This is a genomic window from Pseudomyxococcus flavus, from assembly GCF_050038885.1.
Classification (GTDB): Bacteria; Myxococcota; Myxococcia; order Myxococcales; family Myxococcaceae; genus Myxococcus; species Myxococcus flavus.
This window is the reverse complement of the sequence record NZ_CP143624.1, coordinates 3,401,276-3,419,444: the sequence shown is the minus strand read 5'-3', so window position 1 is coordinate 3,419,444 and position 18,169 is coordinate 3,401,276. Positions and strand designations below refer to the sequence as shown.

Sequence of the window (18,169 nt, the reverse complement as noted above, 5' to 3'; positions counted from 1 at the left end):
GAATCCATAATGCGTAAGGAGATGCTTACGTGTCAAGCGACACGAAGAGAGCGGCGCGGCGCGATGGCTTGTTCGCTCAGGGGCTGCCGACGGCGCCCGCGAGGCCCGACACGGGGCCCGATGGCCAGGGCTTCGGGTTGGGGCGGACCTGGAGGGCGAGGTCACTGCCGCCACGGTCCAGGAGCTCGAGCGGCGCTATCAGGGTGCGGCGTTGCGTCGCTCGTGGCGCGAGTGCTGAGCGCCTGTGTCCCGCGCGTCGTCCATACCCGCGCTGGTGACACCATGCAGGTCGGGGTGATGTGTCAGCGGTGGGAGCGCGAGACGCCGTGCTGCGCGCCGCTGCATCGGCTGCCAGGTCGGAGCCTCCGCCAGGAGGCGCCCGGCCGTGTCAGGGCTAGCGGGCGTGGGGCGGAAGGGCCGCTGGGGCCCTCGCTCGCCAGGCAACGCGGGCCACATAGAGGCCGAGGACCAGCAGGCCGAGGGCGAAGGGCAGCAGGAGGCTCGCGCCGCCAAAGGCGACGGACCCGTTGGCGAACACGCTTTGGATGGACGAGATGACGAAGGCGAGGAGGAACCCGCCTCCGACGCACGCCTGCGCCAGCCCCGCGAGGATGCCCAGGGCGATGGAGACGTGGCGCTGGGCCCTGAGGTGGTTGATGCCGAGCGTCACGACTCCCACGACGACCGCGACGAACAGGACTCCGAGCGCGATGACACCGGAGAACAACGCGCCCAGGGCATTCTCGGCACCTTGAGCCCACGCGGGTGATGCGGTCAGGGTGGTGGTCGCACCGAGCAGCCAGCGGAGGCGCGCCTCCATGGCGGCGAGAGGAAGCTGGCGCGGAGCGACCGGACCCATGGGCCAAAACGTAGCCCATGCACGGAGCGCGGGGCACGCGTGCGCGGCATCTCTCAGGGGACTGCTCCAAGCCTCCAGGGGCGTTGCCCCGTGGGCGAGCCCGAGCGCCTCCGGGGCGAGGCTGAAGGGCAACCTCGTCCCCTGATGAGCCGCGTGAGCTTCAGCTGGCGCGCCTGAGGTCCGCGTCGCCAGCGGGCCGCGCCAGCCGCCGCACCGCGCGCAGGAGGAGATCCGGATCCACCGGAGCGGCGAGGAAGCCGCGGGCCCCCACCGCCTGGGCGCGAGGCAGGTCCTGTTCCGGCATCTTGCCCGCGACCAGGACCTGCGCGTGGACCTGACGCGGCAGTGCCTCCATCGACGGCAGCGGCGCCACCACGACCTGGGCCTCGTTCGCCGCGAGCAGCTCCTCCGTGCTGGCGACCCGGGCCCGCAGGCCCGCCTCGGACAGCACCCGCACCAGCCCCGCGGTGGCCTCCGCGCCCCAGCCGTACACCAGGACCTGGGCCATGGGCACCGGCTTCGCGGCCGTGAGCACGGGCAGCGCCGTGGGGACGTGAGCCCTCGTCCCGGTTGTGAGCTGCATGGCGCGCGCGGAGAACGGCGCCTTCGTGGACCCGGGCCGCGAGGCCTGCGCCAGGTGCAAGCGCTCCGTCGCGACCTGCTCGGAGCGCCCTGCATCCAGGGGCAACGGCTGCGCGACAGCGGCCTGCGGCTCGGGCATGGCGCGGATGGCCTGCACCAGGCGCCGCATCTCCGCGGGCACCGCTTGGGGCTGCACGACGACGTCGTCCAGGGAGGACAGCAGCGGCAGCCCGTCGTCCACGAACGGCGCATCCATGTTCGTCAGCTCGGCCATGCTGCCGCCGAGCACCATGGGCATGCGCTCGTCGGCCTCCGGCAGCGAGAAGCTCTCCATGCCAGGGCGCCGGGGCGGCGCCTCACCCGTCTCACCCCGGTACATCCGGCCGATGGCGCGCTGGATGGACGCATCCATGGCCAGCTTCGCCACCACGCGCGGCTTGCCGGACACGCTCTTCACCGCGTCCAGCGAGGCCAGGCTCGCGGGCGCGGCGATGGCCACCACCAGCACCGAGTCCCGAGCCCCCTGCCCTTCCAGCTTCAGCGGCACCACCCGGTGCGCCTCGGCCACCCGCTCTGGAATCAGCCACGCGAGGCTCGCATCCGGCGGCTGGGACTCCAGGTCCACCGTCTCCATACCCGCCTGGAACGCCAGGGCCTCCAGGACCTGCTGCGCGGTGCTGAAGCGCTGATCCACCACCACCTGCCCCAACGGCACGCCCCACTTGCGCTGGTACGCCAGCGCCGAGTGGAGCTGCAACGCGTCCACCACACCCCGCTCCAGCAGGATGTCCCCCAGTCGCTTCCTCATGTCGTCCCCCTCACGCCTTCCGCCCTGGCCGCCAGCCCCGTGGGGCAGCCCGAGTCCAGGAAAGTCACAGTGTCTTTACGCCGCCACCTGACGGGGAGCTTCCCGACAGGCGACAGATGCTTCCGTCGCCGCGCCACTTGCAAGGCGAGGACCGCCCCCCACCCCGCAGGAGCGGGCGTTGGGTAGTCGATGGTTGCCCTGTCCTCAAGTGCGCTGCGTCCCTGTGCGGCGTCCCCCATCAGACACGCTGGACGGCACCATGTCGGAGCCTTGCCTAGCTTCACTTGCATGAGCGCCATGTGCCTTGGCGAGTGGGTGGAGCGCCTACGGGAGAAGGCCGGCGGCGTGCCGGGCCTGGTGGACGTGGGGGAAGGGCTGGCGGGCCTGGTGCTGGAGCCGTCCAGCCTCCGGCCCTACCTGCACTTCCGGCGAGGCCGCTACACGCGAAACCTCGTCTACCGGGACGCGCGCCTGGAGGTGCTGCTGAACTGCTGGGACACGGGCGCCGTGTCCCCCATCCATGACCATGACGGGCAGGAGTGCTGGTTCAGCGTCCAAGCCGGGGCCTTCCTGCTGGAGAACTATCCCCTGGAATCCGGCGGCCTGGGGCCAGGGCCCGCGCGGCTCGGAGCGCCCGTGGTGATGGGACCGGTGGGCCTGGGCCACGTGGACTTCCGCTGCCCCAGGGCGCCCATCCATCGCGTCACCGCCACGCGAGGCCCCGCCATCTCACTGCACGTCTACGCGGGGCCGGTGGACCGGTGTCTCGTCTTCGACGCGCGCCGACAGCGCTGCGTCGCGCGGGAGCTTCGCTACCACTCCGTCTTCGGGCGGCCGCTCGCTCCCCCGGAAGCCCTGTCACCGCCCCCTCTACCGTGAGTCCAGGCGGCGCGGGCTTCCTGCACGGGGCGCGTGGCACCTGATGCGTCCAGGTGCCACGCAGCCGCGTCCCGGACGGACGCGTGGACTACCAGCTCGGCGTGGGCATGGGGGCGTAGAGCTCGCCCTGCTGGCTTTCGAGCAGGCCCAGCTTCGCGCCCAGGGCGAACACCTGCCGCGTGCCCGCCGCGAGGGCGTTCCACGGCGACAGCACGCTCACGCCCACGGCGTCGTCCTCGCTGTTGTCGCCTGTCTGGCCCAGCAGCTCGGAGAGGACCTCGGCGGCGGGCTTCTTGCGCGGATACACCACCACGTTGACGCGGGCATCGGCCGGCAGCTTGGCGGTCTCCTTCGCCAGCTCCAGCGCCTTCGCGTAGCCGCCCAGCGCGTCCACCAGGCCGTGGGCCAGGGCGTCCTCGCCCGTCCACACGCGGCCCCGGGCCAGGGGCTCGAGCTTCTCCAGCGGCAGCTTCCGCCCGGCCGCCGCGCGCGTCGTGAAGTCCTGGTAGATGCGGTCCAGCACCGCGTCCAGGCGGGCCTGCTGCTCCGGCGTGAAGTCCGCGTCCGAGCCGAACATCGCGGCGTTCTTCCCGGCCGTCACGGTGTCGAAGTTCACGCCCAGCTTCTCCCAGAAGTCCGCCGTCACGAACTTGCCCGCGTAGACGCCGATGCTGCCGGTGAGCGTGCCGGGCTGCGCGACGATGCGGTCCGCCTCCATGGAGACGAAGTAACCGCCGCTCGCGGCATAGCTGCCCATGGTCACGATGACGGGCTTGCCCGCCTCCTTCGCGCGCTGCACCTCGCGGCGGATGGTGTCGCTGGCCACGTAGCTGCCGCCCGGGCTGTCCACGCGGAAGACGATGGCCTTCACGCGCGGGTCCTCGGCGGCCTTGCGCAGCGCCGCGGCGACGCTCTCCGCGCCCATGGACTGCTCACCGGAGAGCGGGTTGGACTCGCTCTTGCCGCGCATCACGTTGCCCACGCCGTACACCAGGGCGATGGTGTCACCGCCGGCCACGTAGGGCCGGCCGGCGCGCTCCAGGTACTTGTTCACGTAGAGGAGCCTGGCGCCCTCGCCGGCCTGCTGCTTCAGCTCGCCCAGCACCTCGTCCCGGTAGCGCAGGCCCGTCACCAGCTTGGCGTCCACCGCCTCGCTGCCCAGCAGCGGCGAGCGGTCGATGAGGCCGCGCACCACGTCCTCCGTCAGCCCGCGGTCCTCGGCGATGCCGCGCACCACCTGGGTGAAGAGGCTGTTCGTGAGGCGCTCGGTGGCCTCGCGGTGCGGCGCGGTGTAGTCCTGCTCGGTGAAGGTGTTGACGGCGTTCTTGTACTCGTGGCGGGCGCTGTAGCGCGGCGTCACGCCCAGCTTGGCGAAGGCGTCGCGGGCGAAGGGCACCTCGAGGGCGAGTCCGGCGATGTTCAGGTCGCCCGAGGGCTGGATGTAGATTTCGTCGAACGCGGACGCCAGGTAGTACCCGAGGGTGCTGTTGCCCAGCTCTCCGAACGAGTCCGTGTAGGCCACCGCCTTCTTGCCCTTGGCGCGGAAGGCCTTCACCGCGTCGCGCAGCTCCTGCGTGGCGGCGGGCGACCCCGGCTGGCCCACGCGGACCACCAGCGACTTCACGCGCGCGTCGTCCCCGGCCTTCTCCAGCGCCTCCACCACGTCGCGCACGGTGGTGGGCTCCTCGCCGAAGGCCCCCGCGAGCGAGTTCGGCGCCGTGTGCTCCGGCAGGGGGTTCTCGAGGTCCAGCTCCAGCACGATGTTGGCCGGCACACCGGGCTTGCTCGCGGACGCCAGCAGCATCAGGCCCACGAGGCCCACCATGAAGAGGACAGACAGCGCGCCGATGAACGCCAGCGCGCCGATGAAGAATCGTTTCATCCGAAGGGACTCCTGGTGTCCGGGAGAGACAGGGAACGGCCCTGGCAAGCGGTCCTTACTACTAACGCGCGCTGGCGACGATGCTTGCGCGTCCCCGCGCTTTCCCGGCGTGGCCCTGTGCATGGGGCCTGCCGGGCCGGGAATGGCCCCGGCTCACCCCTACCAGGCAGAGGAGCGGGCGTGGCGGGCATCGCTGCTCCGGCACCGGGCGTCACCATGCTTCACCGGAACGCCGGGCCTGGCCGGAGCGGGCCCAGCGCACCTGCCCCGTGGCTCCATCGCCGGTGCGTGAGGGGCCGCGGTGGCCCAGGGCTCGCACGACAGGAGGAAGGCATGCAGACGCGGCGGTTGGGCAATTCCGATATGGACATCACCCGGCTGGGCTTTGGAGCCTGGGCCATTGGCGGAGGCGGCTGGCAGTTCGCCTGGGGACCGCAGGACGACGCGCAGTCCATCCAGGCCATCCGCCGGGCTATCGAGCAAGGCATCGGCTGGATTGATACCGCGGCCGTCTATGGGCTGGGGCACTCGGAGGAGCTGGTCGCCCGGGCGCTCGAGGGCGTGTCCCAGCGGCCCTACGTCTTCACCAAGTGCGGCATGGTCTGGGACGCGCAGGGGCGCATCACCCGCTCGCTCAAGGCCGACTCCGTCCGTCGCGAGTGTGAGGCCTCGCTGCGCCGGCTGAAGGTGGACACCCTCGACCTGTATCAAATCCACTGGCCGGTCGCGTCCCAGGCAGAGTGCGAGGAGGGCTGGGCCACCCTGGCGGCGCTCCAGCGCGAGGGCAAGGTGCGGTGGATTGGCGTGTCCAACTTCAACGCCATACAGCTCAAGCGCCTGCACGAGATTGCGCCGGTGACGTCATTGCAGCCGCCCTACTCGCTCATCCACCGCGACATCGAGCAGGACACCCTGCCCTTCTGCGAGCGCAACGGGATTGGCGTCATCGCCTACTCCCCCATGGCCTCGGGCCTGCTGACGGGGAAGATGACGCGGGAGCGCATCGCGGGCTTCCCCCAGGACGACTGGCGTCGCGGCAGCGCGGACTTCCAGGAGCCCCAGCTGTCGCGCAACCTCGCCCTGGTCGAGGTGCTGCGTGAGATTGGCCGCAAGCAGGGGTGCTCACCCGCGGAGGTGGCCATCGCGTGGGTGCTGAAGCACTCCGCCGTCACCGGGGCGATTGTCGGCGCTCGCAGCGCGGAGCAGGTGGATGGCTTCATCAGCGCCGGGGACCTGCGCCTGCCGCCAGAGGCGCAGCGCGACATCGAGTCCTTCTTCCCGGGCGCGGGCGCGTCGCAGGGAGAGGCGCACCCCTGACGGTGACGGGCCATGAGTCCGCGGCACCTCATGTCCCACGCCCGTCGCTTGCGCGACGCCAGGTTGCCTGGAGTGCCACCGTTCGGGATGGCCAGGAGGGCATCTCGGGTTAGAAGCCGGTGCACTCCCAGACGACCCGCGAGGACCGCATGAAGCGACGTACCCCGCTCTCCCTGGTGGCGGCCCTGATGATGGTGGCCGGCACTCCAGTGTGGGCCCAGGCTCCCTCCCCTGCTCCGAAGGCCGCGCAGGCCATCACTGCCAAGGCCGCTGTCACCCAGGCGAAGGGCCGGGCGCTCACCCCGGTGACGAGCGTGGAGGGCATCACCGAGTACCGCCTGCCCAACGGGCTGAAGGTGCTCCTCTTCCCCGACCCCACCAAGCCCACGGTGACGGTCAACGTGACGTACTTCGTGGGCAGCAAGCATGAAGGCTACGGCGAGACGGGCATGGCCCATCTGCTGGAGCACCTGATGTTCAAGGGCACGCCCACCACGCGCAACGTGCCCCAGGCGCTCACCGAGCGCGGCGCCCGGCCCAACGGCACCACCTGGCTGGACCGCACCAACTACTACGAGACGCTCCCCGCCTCGGACGCCAACCTCCGCTGGGCCCTGGCCTTCGAAGCCGACCGCATGGTCAACAGCTTCATCGCGAAGAAGGACCTCGACAGCGAGATGACGGTGGTCCGCAACGAGTTCGAGTCCGGCGAGAACGACCCGCGCGGCATCCTCTTCGAGCGCGTCATGAGCGCCGCGTACATCTGGCACAGCTACGGCAAGGCCACCATCGGCGCGCGCTCGGATTTGGAGAACGTGCCCATCGACCGGCTGCAGGCCTTCTACAAGAAGTACTACCGGCCGGATAACGCCATGCTCGTGGTGGCGGGCCGCTTCGACGAGGCCAAGGCCCTGTCGATGATTCAGGACACCTTCGGCAAGCTGAAGAAGCCCAACATCCCCCTGCCCGCCACGTACACCGCCGAGCCCACGCAGGACGGCGAGCGCGAGGTGCAGCTGCGCCGCGTGGGTGACACCGCGATGCTCACCAGCGTGTACCACGTGCCGGAAGGCGCGCACCCGGACTTCGCCGCCATCGACGTGCTGACGCTGGCCATGGGCAACAGCCCCTCCGGGCGGCTCTACAAGTCGCTGGTGGAGACGAAGAAGGCCGCGCGCGTGGGCGCATCCAACCTCCAGCTGCGCGACCCGGGCGTCATCGTGTTCAACGCGGAGATGCGCGAGGACCAGCCGGTGGCCGCGGCCCGCGAGGCCCTGCTGAAGACGGTGGAAGAGGCGGCGCGCACGCCCTTCACCGCGGAGGAGGTGGACCGGGCGAAGGCCACGCTGTCCAAGTACATCGACCTGGTCATCAACAACTCCGAGCGCGTCGCCATCAACCTGTCCGAGTGGGAGGCCACCGGTGACTGGCGCCTCCTCTTCCTGCACCGCGACCGCATCGAGGCGGTGACGCCCGAGGACGTGACGCGCGTGGCGGCCACCTACCTCAAGCCGTCCAACCGGACGCTGGGCACCTTCATCCCCACCCCGAAGCCGGACCGCGCGGAGCTGCCGCCGCCGGTGGACGTGGCGAAGATGATGGAGGGCTACAAGGGCCGCGAGGCGGTGGCGCAGGGCGAGGCCTTCGACCCGTCGCCCGCCAACATCGAGGCCCGCGTGCAGCGCGGCGAGCTGCCGGGCGGCGTGAAGTACGCGCTGCTGCCGAAGCAGACGCGCGGCAACATGGTGAACGTGGCCCTCACCCTGCGCTGGGGCACGGAGGCCGCGCTGCAAGGCAAGTCGGACGCGGCGCAGTACGCCGGGCGCATGCTGATGCGCGGCACGAAGAAGCGCACGCGGCAGCAGCTCCAGGATGCCTTCGACAAGCTGAAGGCGCGCGTGGGCGTGGACGGCGGCAGCACGGGCGCGTCCGCCTCCATCGAGTGCCCGCGCGAGAGCCTGCCGGAGGTGCTCAAGCTGGTAGCCGAGGTGCTGCGCGAGCCGGCCTTCGACGAGAAGGAATTCGCGATGCTCAAGCAGGAGCGGCTGGCGTCGCTGGAGTCCGAGCGCAGCGAGCCCCAGACGCTGGGCAACATCGCCTTCTGGCGGGCGGTGTCGGGCCACTACCCCAAGGGCCACCCCTACTACGTGGCCACCCTGGACGAGCGCATCGCCGGCGTGAAGGACACCACGCTGGAGCAGGCCCGCGCCTTCCACCAGGCCTTCTACGGCGCGTCTCACGGCGAGCTGGCCGTGGTGGGCGACTTCGAGCCGAAGGACGTGGTGCCGCTGATGGGAAGCCTGCTCGGCGGCTGGAAGAGCCCGGCGCCGTACCAGCGCGTGCCGCAGGTGTTCTCGGGCGGGAAGCCGGCCTCCGTCGCGCTGGAGACGCCGGACAAGGCGAACGCGTACTACCTGGCGGGCCAGGCGCTGAAGCTGCGCAGGGACGACGCGGACTGGCCGGCGCTGTCGCTGGGCAACTTCGTGCTGGGCGGCGGCTTCCTCAACTCGCGGCTGGCCACGCGCATCCGCCAGCAGGACGGCCTGTCCTACGGCGTGGCCAGCAGCCTGGACGCGAGCGACGTGGACGAGGTGGGCACCTTCTTGACCTACGCCATCTACGCGCCGGAGAACGCGGCCCGGCTGGAGACGGCCATGCGCGAGGAGGTGACGCGCGCGGTGCAGAAGGGCTACTCGGCCGAGGAGCTGAACAAGGCGCGCGCGGGCATGCTGGAGTACCGGCAGTCGGCGCGGGCGCAGGACGGCAGCCTGGCGCGGCAACTCGCCAGCTACCTGTTCCTGGGCCGCACCCTGGCCTTCGACGCGGCGTTCGAGCAGAAGCTGGCCCAGCTCAAGCCCGAGGACGTGCGCAAGGCGATGGCGCGGCACCTCGACTGGACGAAGGTGACGCAGGTGCGCGCGGGTGACTTCGCCACCGCGCTGAAGAAGGCCTCGGGGGCCGCGAAGGTCCCCGCGGCGCCGTGACGCGGTAGTTCGTCCACGGCGTCTTGATGAACGAAAGCCCCACGGTGCGCTCACGGCGCCGTGGGGCTTCTCGTTTCTGGAGCCTTCCGTGGAAGGCTACCGCGGCGGCAGCGTGGCGAGGAACGCGTCGAGCGCGGCGTTGAAGCGCTCCGGCGCGTCCATCATCAGCCAATGGCTGACACCCGAGAACACCGTGTGCGGCGTTCCCGGGTAGAGCAGATGGTAGGCATTGGGCTGGATGAAGGCGTCCACGACGAGCGTGTGGAATGGGCCCTTGTAGCGCTCGAACACGCGGTCCGAGTTGAACGCGAGCATGCTCATGAGCGCGCCGACCACCACCTCGCGCGGCGTCTCGTGCAGCCAGCGCATCACGGCTTCGCGCGTGCGGGGCTTCGCGTTCTGGAGGATGGGCGTGAACCACGCGTCCATGTACGCGCGGTAGGACTCGGGCCGGGTGCCTTCGTGGAAGGCCTGGAGTTGCTCGGGAGGAAGCGGCGGCATGGTCCCTCCGGCGTCCACGATGACGAGCCCTGCGAGCCGTTCGGGCCAGCGGCGGGCGTACTCCGCAGCGACGTCACCGCCGAAGCTGTGGCCCACCAGGACGAAGCGCTCCAGGCCCAGGGCCGTGGCCACGGCGTGGACGTCCTCGGCCATGTCCGTGGAGCCGTAGCGTCCCTTCGCGTCGAGCTCCGAGTCCCCCATTCCACGCAGGTCGAAGGACACGGAGCGCTGCTTCAGGTGCGCCTGCTGCGCGGCCCACTGCGCGCGCCGGCCCGCGTTGCTGTTGACGAAGACGACGGGAAGGCCGCCGCTCCCCGTCTCCGTGACAGCGAGCCGGCCCGCGGGGCCCTGGACAGTCTGTGAGGTGGAAGTCATGTCACCGGGAACCTTGGCACGATTCCCGGCGCGTGTGCCTGGCGCGCCCTCCCCTCGCGACGCCGGTGTCGGATTCTGGGAACGGACTCACCCCGTGCGCGCCGCGCCCTGCTCAGGCTGCACACCGCTCACCTCCCCTGCCTCCTGCTGGCGCGTGCGCACCCGGAGCCCGAAGAAGGCGGCGAGCCACGCGAGCACGGCCATCGCGGCCATGACGCCGGCCATGGGCATCGCGGTGCCGTTGCTGAACGTGCTCACGGCCCACGACGCGCCGGCCGCCGCGGTGAACTGGAGCGCGCCCAGCACCGCGGAGGCGATGCCCGCGCGCGCGGCGTGCCGCTCCAGCGCGATGGCCGTCGCGTTGGGGCCCACCAGGCCCATGGCGGACACGAAGAGGAACAGCGCGGCGGCGATGCCCCACAGCCCCATGAAGCCCGTCCACGCCACGGCCAGCACGCCCACGGCCGCAATCACACACAGGCTCAAGGCCAGACGCAGCAGCCGGTGCAGCGGCAGGTGCGTCACCAGCTTGCGGTTGAGCTGCGCCACGGCAATCAAGCCCATGGCATTGACGCCGAAGAACCAACCGAAGTTCTCCTCCGGGACGCCGTACAGCGAGATGAAGACGAAGGGCGAGCCCGCGATGTACGCGAACATGCCGGCCTGCGCGAAGCCACCCGCCAGCGCCGGGCCCACGAAGTCCGGGTCCTTCAGCAGCACGCCCATGCGCGACAGCACCGACTGCGAGCCCGAGTGCGGCGGCGCCGTCTCTGGCAGCGTCTTCAGCACGAAGGCCAGCGCCACCGCGCCCACCGCCGCCAGCGCCAGGAAGATGGCCCGCCACCCCGCATGCTGGAGCACGAAGCCGCCCAGCAGCGGCGCGAGGATGGGCGCCACGCCCATCACCAGCATCAGCCTCGACATGGTCCGCGCCGCGTTCGCGCCCGACCACAAGTCCCGCACCACCGCTCGGGGCACCACCAGGGCGACCGAGCCACCGAGCGCCTGCGCGAAGCGCATGCCCACCAGCGCGGTCGCGGTGGGCGCCAGCGCGCAGCCGAGCGAGCCCAGCACGTACAGCACCAGCCCCGCATAGAGAGGGCGCGTGCGGCCGAAGCGGTCGATGAGCGGGCCGGTGAGGAGCTGGCCCAGCGCCAGCCCGGCGAAGCACGACGCGAGCGTGAGCTGGATGGCCGGCGCGGTGGACTGGAGGTCCTCCGCGATGCGCGGCAGCGCCGGCAGGTACATGTCGATGGAGAGCGGTGCGAACGCGGTCAGTGTTCCCAGCAGCAGCTCGAGGCCGAGCGTGCCCCGCGTGGTGGGGGTGTTCGAAGGCGTGGTCATGGACTCCCTGGGCCGAGGGCCGAGCCCGGGCGAATAACCGGCGCCACGCCGCCGCACAGCAGGATGTGTGGCGACGCCAGAAGCACGAGTGCTGGAAGGGAACGCCAGGACTGTAGGCGGCGCCAGCACGCCGGCTCCGTCCACGCTTTCCGGCATGTCAGACCCCCGGGTTATTCCTTTTCCCGTCGCGCACACGAGGGTGTCGGGCCCTGGTGGCCCGAGCTCGATGTTCCCGCTGTGCCCTCACCGCACGGGAGCAGTTCCACCCGCTCGTGGACGCGACATCCCATTCCCCCGCGCGCGGCGGAAGCACGTCGCGCGCGGGGGAAAAGCGCGGTGTCCGGCCATGGGGGCTGGGGCCGCGCCAGCGTGGGGCGGGCCTTCGGGTCCGCTGAGCGGGAGAGGTGCCGCCAACCCGGGGGGGCGGGCGGCACCGCTCTTCTCGTCCCACGACATGACTGTTTCTTGCCGCCCAGGCCGGAGGGCGAGGTCAGGCTCGATTGCCTGGCCGAGCTCCTGGAGGGTGGCCGGTGCGCGCGAGGCAGACAGCGCCTAACCCCTCCCACTGCCTGCCTCGCGCGCTCCGTAAATTCTCGAAGGGGGAGGGCGCCCGCTGTGTCGGGTGCCTGCCCTCGGGGGCCTTTGCTTGCCAAGGGCCCGGGCGGAAGTCATACGAAGGCGCGAATCGGCGGCGCGGGCAGGTCAGCCTCCCCGCGCCGCCCGCGACCTTCGTGAGACATGGGACTCCGGTACGACGTCATCGTGGTGGGGCTGGGCCATGCGGGCTGCGAGGCGGCGCTCGCCTGCGCGCGGATGGGATTGGCCACGTTGGGCCTGACGCTGAAGCGCGAGCGCTCGGCGGTGATGAGCTGCAATCCCGCGGTGGGTGGCACGGCCAAGGGCCACCTGGTGCGCGAGCTGGATGCGCTCGGCGGAGAGATGGGGCGCGCGGCCGACAAGGCGGGCACGCACTTCAAGACGCTGAATGCCTCCAAGGGGCCGGCGGTGCAGGCCTCGCGCTTGCTCTGTGACCGCGACGCCTACGCGGTGGGCATGCAGGAGGTGCTCTTCTCCCAGCCGAACCTCACGGTGCGCGAGGGCGAGGTCGCCGCGCTGGTGGCCGGTGGAGGCCGGGTGGAGGGCGTGGTGCTGAAGGACGGCACGCAGGTGGCGGCCTCCGCGGTGCTGCTCACCACGGGCACCTTCCTCCAGGCGCTGATGCACGTGGGCGAGCAGAAGGAGGTGGGCGGCCGCCTGGGTGACGAGGCGGCGCGCGGCCTGTCCGATTCGCTGCGCGCGCTGGGCTTCACGCTGGGCCGCTTCAAGACGGGCACGCCGGCGCGGCTGGCGCGGGCGAGCATCGACTGGGACGCGCTGGAGCCGCAGCCGGGGGACACGCGGGTGCGGCCCTTCTCCTGGCGCACGCGGGTGGAAGGGGAGGGCGGCATGCCGTTCCCGCGTCAGCCCGCGGTGACGTGCGCGCTCACGGAGACGACGCCGCGCACGCACGCGGTGCTGCGCGAGAACCTGCACCGCTCGCCATTGTTCCAGGGGGACATCGTCGGCCGGGGGCCGCGCTACTGCCCGTCGCTGGAGGACAAGGTGGTGCGCTTCGCCTCGCGCGAGAAGCACCAGGTGTTCCTGGAGCCCGAGGGGCCCACCTCGCCGCTGGTGTACCCGGCGGGCCTGTCCACCAGCCTCCCGGCGGACGTGCAGCTCACCTTCCTGCGCACCATCCCGGGCCTGGAGCAGGTGGAGGTGGTCCGCTTCGGCTACGCGGTGGAGTACGACTACGCGCCGCCCACGCAGCTCAAGGCCACGCTGGAGACGAAGGCGATTGCCGGCCTGTACTTCGCGGGGCAGCTCAACGGCACCTCGGGCTACGAGGAGGCCGCCTTCCAGGGCCTGTGGGCCGGCATCAACGCGGCGCTCCAGGTGAAGGGCGAGCCGCCGCTCCTGCTCGGCCGCGACGAGGCGCACGGCGCGGTGCTGGTGGACGACCTGGTGACGAAGGGCGTGGACGAGCCGTTCCGCATGTTCACCAGCCGCTCCGAGCACCGGCTCAAGCTGCGCGAGGGCAACGCGGACCTGCGGCTGGCGCGGCACGGGCACCGGGTGGGGCTGCTGCCTCGCGAGGCGCTGGAGCGGGCCGAGGCGCGCGGCCGCGCGGTGACGGAGGAGGTGGCGCGGCTGAAGCGCACCGGGCTGGCGGTGAAGCTGCGTCGTCCGGAGATGACGTACGCGCAGCTCGGCGAGGGCCGCGAGGCATGGCCGCGGCTTTCCCCCGACGTCGCCGAGGAGGTGGAGGTCGAGGTGAAGTACGAGGGCTACATCGCCCAGGCCGCTCGGGCGGCGGCGCGCGAGGCCGAGTCCACGGACCGGTGGCGGATTCCGGAGGGCTACCGCTTCAACGAGGTGCGAGGGCTGAGCGCGGAGGCGGTGGAGAAGCTCACCGCGCACCGTCCCGGGACGGTGGGGCAGGCGCGCCGCATTCCGGGGCTGACGCCCGCCGCCGTGTCGCTGCTTCTGGTGGCGCTCAAGCGCGGCGCGGGGGCGCGGGAAGTCTGCTCGCAGTCCGAGAACTGATCAAATAAGGGGCTGTGGACAACGTGTGGGAAACTCTGGGGATTGCCGTCTCCTGAATGATTCCAGTGGTTTGCGGACAGGTTTGACGTGGAGGGCTTGTGGATAACGCGCGGTTCGAGGATCAGTTCGCGGCGGGTTGCCGGGCACTGGGCGTGACGGTGGCGGAGGACGTGGGGCCCCGGCTCCAGCGGTTGATGGCCGAGCTGCTCAAGTGGAACGCGAAGGTGAACCTCACGGCGATTACGGCGCCGGAGGAGGTGCTGGAGAAGCACTTCCTGGATTCGCTCGCGGTGCTGCCGGAGGTGACAGGCGCGGCGACGCTGCTGGACTTGGGCGCGGGCGCGGGCTTCCCGGGGCTGCCGTTGAAGCTGGCGCTGCCCGCGCTGGGCGTCACGCTGGTGGACACGGTGGGCAAGAAGGTCGCGTTCATCAAGGCCGCGGCGGCGAGCCTCGGGCTTCAGGGGGTGCGCGGGCTGCACGCGCGCGCGGAGGGCAAGCCGGAGACGGAAGGGATTCCGCGCGCGGAGGTGCTGATCGCGCGCGCCTTCATGGACCTGCCGGACTGGCTCGCGCTCGCGCCCGCGTATGTGGAACCCGGTGGCCGCGTGGTGGCGATGCTCGGCAAGGCGCAGACGGACGCGGAGCTGGCGGCGCGCGCTGCGGAGCGGCAACTGCGCGTCATGTCCGCGCGAGCGTACCGGCTGCCGTTCTCCGGTGCCGAGCGCCAGGTGGCGGTGTTCGCGAAGGAGTAGGGGAGGGGAGCGCGGCGCGCCGCGGCCCGTGAGTCCTTCCGGGCCTGCCGGCTGCCGCTCTCCGGCGCCGAGCGCAGGCGACGATGTTCGCCAATGCGTAGGCGAGGGTGATGCCGAAATCGTCGTGCAGCTCGCGCCTCAGCGCTCCGGCCAGTCCATCGCGCTCCGTGCGGGAGACAGCCTTCCTCGAGGGGTGCCGCGCACCTGCCGCTCTTCCTTGGCTCAGTGGTTCAGCGTGGTCGCCCGGTCGCTCAAGACGATGCCGAGCTTCTGGCTGAACAGCGGCACGAGCGAGTCTCCGCCCTGCCGTTCACCAGAATCTTGGTGGCACTGGCCACCGGCGTGACGATGGTCCACAACGTACGCGTCAGTCCGACCGCGAGTCAGCTGGCGCCGTCGACGTGCTTCACCCAAACCTGAGCCACCTTGGCCCAGGCTTCGTCGACCGCGGGCTTCACGGTCTCGCTGGCCCTCGCCCCGACGGTACTCACCGCCCCCAGGGAGATGCTGGCGCCAGGGCATCCACCAGAAGCCTCACCGCCGATTGCCGACTCACAGGGTTGGCGTCCGCCATCCGGGACGGGTTGACGGTCGACGTCGGAATCGGCGCTGTGTCTACCTACGCCTCATGGTGGCAGCTCGGGCGTGCCATGCCACCCCCACTGCGTGACGCGGGCCTCGAGCGGCGATAGCTCCACCGTCTGCGGGCGCCGCCGAGCAGGTGGAGCACGAGAGGGAATTTCTAGAAGCGCTCGCCTGCACTCCAAGCGCCTTCGAGGAAGCGATTGGGGACGTCCGCTTGCCATCAAGTGCCCGGGTGAGGGGCTCCGGCCCGAAGCGCCTGGCCGTGATCTGGCGTGGTACACTTGGTAGAGCAGGCGCCCAGCGCTCTTCTCATATCCAGACTGGATTCAACTGCGTGCGGCTCGACTCTCGACGTGTGCCCGGTTCCTCCTCGGAGCACCGCCCCTCCTGGGGCAGTACGGTGCTCCTGGGAGTGGCGCTGATGGCGCTCTTCCTTTTCGCCTGCCTGCTTCTCACGGGCGGCGGCCTGGACGACTCCTTCATTACCTACCGCTATGCCAAGCATCTCGCGAGCGGGCATGGATTGGCCTGGAATGTCGGTGAGCCGCCGGTGGAAGGCTACACGTCCTTCTTGTGGGTCATCCTCAATGCCATCGCCATCGCGCTCGGTGGGTCCCCGCTCGTGGCTTCGAAGCTGCTCGCCAGCGGGGCTGCCTGCGCCATCATCCTGCTGACGCTTGGTGGCGCTCACCCTGTCCTGGAGCGGCCGTGGCGGGCTGCCCTCGCGACCCTCGTCGCGTTGTGCACGCCCCTCGCCTACTACACGCAGACAGGAATGGAGACCGTGTTCTTCACGGCCCTCGCGTTCGCGGGCACGGGGCTCGCGCTGCGTGAGTTCGCTGGCAACCCGCGGCCCCGATGGCTGATGGCCTCCTCTGCGCTCTTCGGCCTCGCTGCCATCACCCGGCCTGAAGGGGTATTGCTCTTTGGCCTCATCGCCGCATCGGGGCTCTCTCTTCGACGGAGCCCGCAAGAAGGAGGGCTCTCACGTCGAGGGCTCTTGCTCTTCGTTGCGCCCTTCCTCGCAATCTGGCTCACGTACTTCTTGTGGCGCCTTCAGCATTACGGGTGGCTCTTCCCGAACACGTACTACGCGAAGCACTCCGGCAACCGCCTCCTGAACCTGCCACTGGGCATCTACTATCTCGCGCTCGCGTGGGCACCGTACCTCGCCGTGCCCTTCGCCCTGGGCGCACTCGCCTGGGTGGCAACGCCGACGCGAGAGGAGGACCCCTCCATCAGGCGGACCCAGCAGCTGGCGCTCCGTCTTGGCGGGGCGTGCCTCGTCTATCTGCTCTACATCATGTGGGTGGGAGGCGATGACCGCTCGGCCTTTCCCTCGGTGCGACTGGTGCTTCCTGTCCTCCCGTTGCTCTGGATGGCGACGGTGATGTTGGTGGCAGGCGCGAGCCGCCATTGGACGAAGCTCTCGCCGCGCGCGTGTGCAGTCGGTGTCGTCACGTTGATCGCCATGGCCTGGGCGGAGGATGGGCTGCAGCTGCTCAAGGGAACGCTCCCGACCGGGGACGAATCCCAACAGGGACTGCTCCGGACCAAGCTGGCTCAGCTCACCGACGAACCGCATGGCGTCCTGCCAGCGTGGATCCTCGAACACACGCTGCCGACGGATGTCATCGCTGTCCCCTGGGCGGGGCGCGTGCCTTACGCGACGGGGCGTCCCACCCTCGACATGCTCGGGCTCAACGACACGCACATCGCGCACCTGCCGTCGCCTCAGCGCGGAATCGACGTGAAGATGGACCCGGAATATGTCCTGGCCCGGCGTCCCAAGCTCATCTTCGTCAATGTGAACCACTGCTATGTGCGGCAGGAGTGCTCGTTCGCGCAGGCAGGCGGCTGGAAGATTGGCGACAGGCAGCTCTTGGAGCTGCTTCGCCAGTCGCCGGACTACGATTGGGTGAAGGACGCTCCGACGGAAATCTCCGTCTTCCGCCGCCGCGAGCTACGGGCGCAGTAGGCAGCGGCCATCCCACCCACCTGTGCTGCGGGCTCACTCCGTCCAAGGTGACGAGCGGTTGGATGGTGCTCCAGCGCGACCGCGTCCCGTTCCGCCGAGCGATGCTGTCGCCGCGTGGGTCGTAGACGGAACGCTGGCACGGTCGCCTTGCTCCTCATCGAGCAGGCATGACGACGCTCGTGTTGTTGGATGCACGGGGCCGGACGACAGCCGTGCCATGAAGCGGCTCTCCTGGTTGCAGGGTAAGGACTCCTCGCTCAGGGGTGCCCGGAAGCAGGCTCCTCGGCCTGGCTGAGCTGCTGTCTCGCGCGATGGTACATCCGTCCGCGCGCGCCCGTGTTCCGAGCGCGAATTCGCGTCGCTCCGTCTCTCCACCCGGGAGCTTGAGCGAAGGCGATGACCGGACAACCGGGGCAGCACCAGGCCGACTTCCGTGTGACGAGCGGGGTGACTCCAGGCGTCGCGCCTGTGCTGTTGGCTGCGGCCACATTGCCATCCGAAGTGCTGCAGCCGTGTGTCCTGGATGCTGAGGACAGCCTGCGCGCTGAACGAAGGAGCCTCACGACAAGGTCCCTTGGGCTGCGCCGGTTCAGGCTCGGTGTCGTTGGCGGCGAAGTGCATCCTCGCCGCCGTTTCATCCACCCGCGGTTGCGAGCCCATCGTGCGTGGGCCGTTCGCGTTCTTCGTGCGGCGGCGATTCATCCGGGAGGGATGAGTGAGGAGCGCACCCGTCCTTG

11 protein-coding genes are annotated in these 18,169 nt (G+C 70.5%); 6 read left to right on the top strand and 5 right to left on the bottom strand.

All coding sequences use genetic code 11. The annotated features are described in order from the left end of the window. Positions 1-394: 394 nt before the first annotated feature. Both VZL07_RS14355 and VZL07_RS14350 read right to left on the bottom strand, forming a co-directional pair. Entirely contained in the window at positions 395-859 is a 465-nt protein-coding gene (locus tag VZL07_RS14355) for a hypothetical protein (RefSeq protein ID WP_426756089.1), read from the bottom strand. Between the two features lie 160 nt (positions 860-1,019). Beyond that, positions 1,020-2,249, bottom strand: a complete 1,230-nt coding sequence (locus VZL07_RS14350; protein WP_426756088.1) for a hypothetical protein — start codon at positions 2,247-2,249, stop codon at positions 1,020-1,022. 288 nt (positions 2,250-2,537) lie between these two features. On the opposite strand from VZL07_RS14350, the gene VZL07_RS14345 reads away from it, so the two are divergent. Beyond that, positions 2,538-3,128, top strand: coding sequence for a cysteine dioxygenase (locus tag VZL07_RS14345; RefSeq protein WP_426756087.1), 591 nt, complete (start codon positions 2,538-2,540; stop codon positions 3,126-3,128). Between the two features lie 88 nt (positions 3,129-3,216). Here the strand turns inward: VZL07_RS14345 and sppA are convergent, their stop codons facing one another. Further along, the gene (sppA, locus tag VZL07_RS14340) at positions 3,217-5,010 is read right to left on the bottom strand and encodes a signal peptide peptidase SppA (protein WP_426756086.1); all 1,794 of its coding nucleotides are present in this window, start codon (positions 5,008-5,010) and stop codon (positions 3,217-3,219) included. Between the two features lie 333 nt (positions 5,011-5,343). Here sppA and VZL07_RS14335 point away from each other — a divergent pair, with 333 nt between their 5' ends. Beyond that, on the top strand, positions 5,344-6,327 hold the full coding sequence (locus tag VZL07_RS14335) for an aldo/keto reductase (RefSeq protein ID WP_426756085.1): 984 nt from the start codon (positions 5,344-5,346) through the stop codon (positions 6,325-6,327). Between the two features lie 149 nt (positions 6,328-6,476). Further along, on the top strand, positions 6,477-9,311 hold the full coding sequence (locus tag VZL07_RS14330; protein WP_426756084.1) for a M16 family metallopeptidase: 2,835 nt from the start codon (positions 6,477-6,479) through the stop codon (positions 9,309-9,311). Between the two features lie 96 nt (positions 9,312-9,407). On the opposite strand, the gene VZL07_RS14325 is transcribed toward VZL07_RS14330, so the two are convergent. Next, a complete protein-coding gene (locus VZL07_RS14325) occupies positions 9,408-10,187 on the bottom strand; it encodes an alpha/beta fold hydrolase (RefSeq protein ID WP_426756083.1) in 780 nt (259 codons plus the stop codon). A gap of 87 nt (positions 10,188-10,274) precedes the next feature. Next, positions 10,275-11,531: a multidrug effflux MFS transporter gene (locus VZL07_RS14320; protein WP_426756082.1), complete on the bottom strand. Its 1,257-nt coding sequence runs from the start codon at positions 11,529-11,531 to the stop codon at positions 10,275-10,277. Between the two features lie 738 nt (positions 11,532-12,269). Between VZL07_RS14320 and mnmG the strand changes: the two genes are divergently transcribed. From mnmG to VZL07_RS14305, 3 genes are all read left to right on the top strand, one after another. Continuing rightward, positions 12,270-14,117 carry a tRNA uridine-5-carboxymethylaminomethyl(34) synthesis enzyme MnmG gene (gene mnmG, locus VZL07_RS14315; RefSeq protein WP_426756081.1) on the top strand — a complete coding sequence of 616 codons (1,848 nt, stop codon included), beginning with the start codon at positions 12,270-12,272 and terminating at the stop codon, positions 14,115-14,117. A 98-nt stretch (positions 14,118-14,215) separates the two neighbouring features. Continuing rightward, positions 14,216-14,869: a 16S rRNA (guanine(527)-N(7))-methyltransferase RsmG gene (gene rsmG, locus VZL07_RS14310; protein WP_426756080.1), complete on the top strand. Its 654-nt coding sequence runs from the start codon at positions 14,216-14,218 to the stop codon at positions 14,867-14,869. Between the two features lie 1,006 nt (positions 14,870-15,875). Continuing rightward, positions 15,876-17,432, top strand: a complete 1,557-nt coding sequence (locus VZL07_RS14305; protein ID WP_426756079.1) for a hypothetical protein — start codon at positions 15,876-15,878, stop codon at positions 17,430-17,432. The last annotated feature ends 737 nt before the right edge of the window (positions 17,433-18,169 follow it).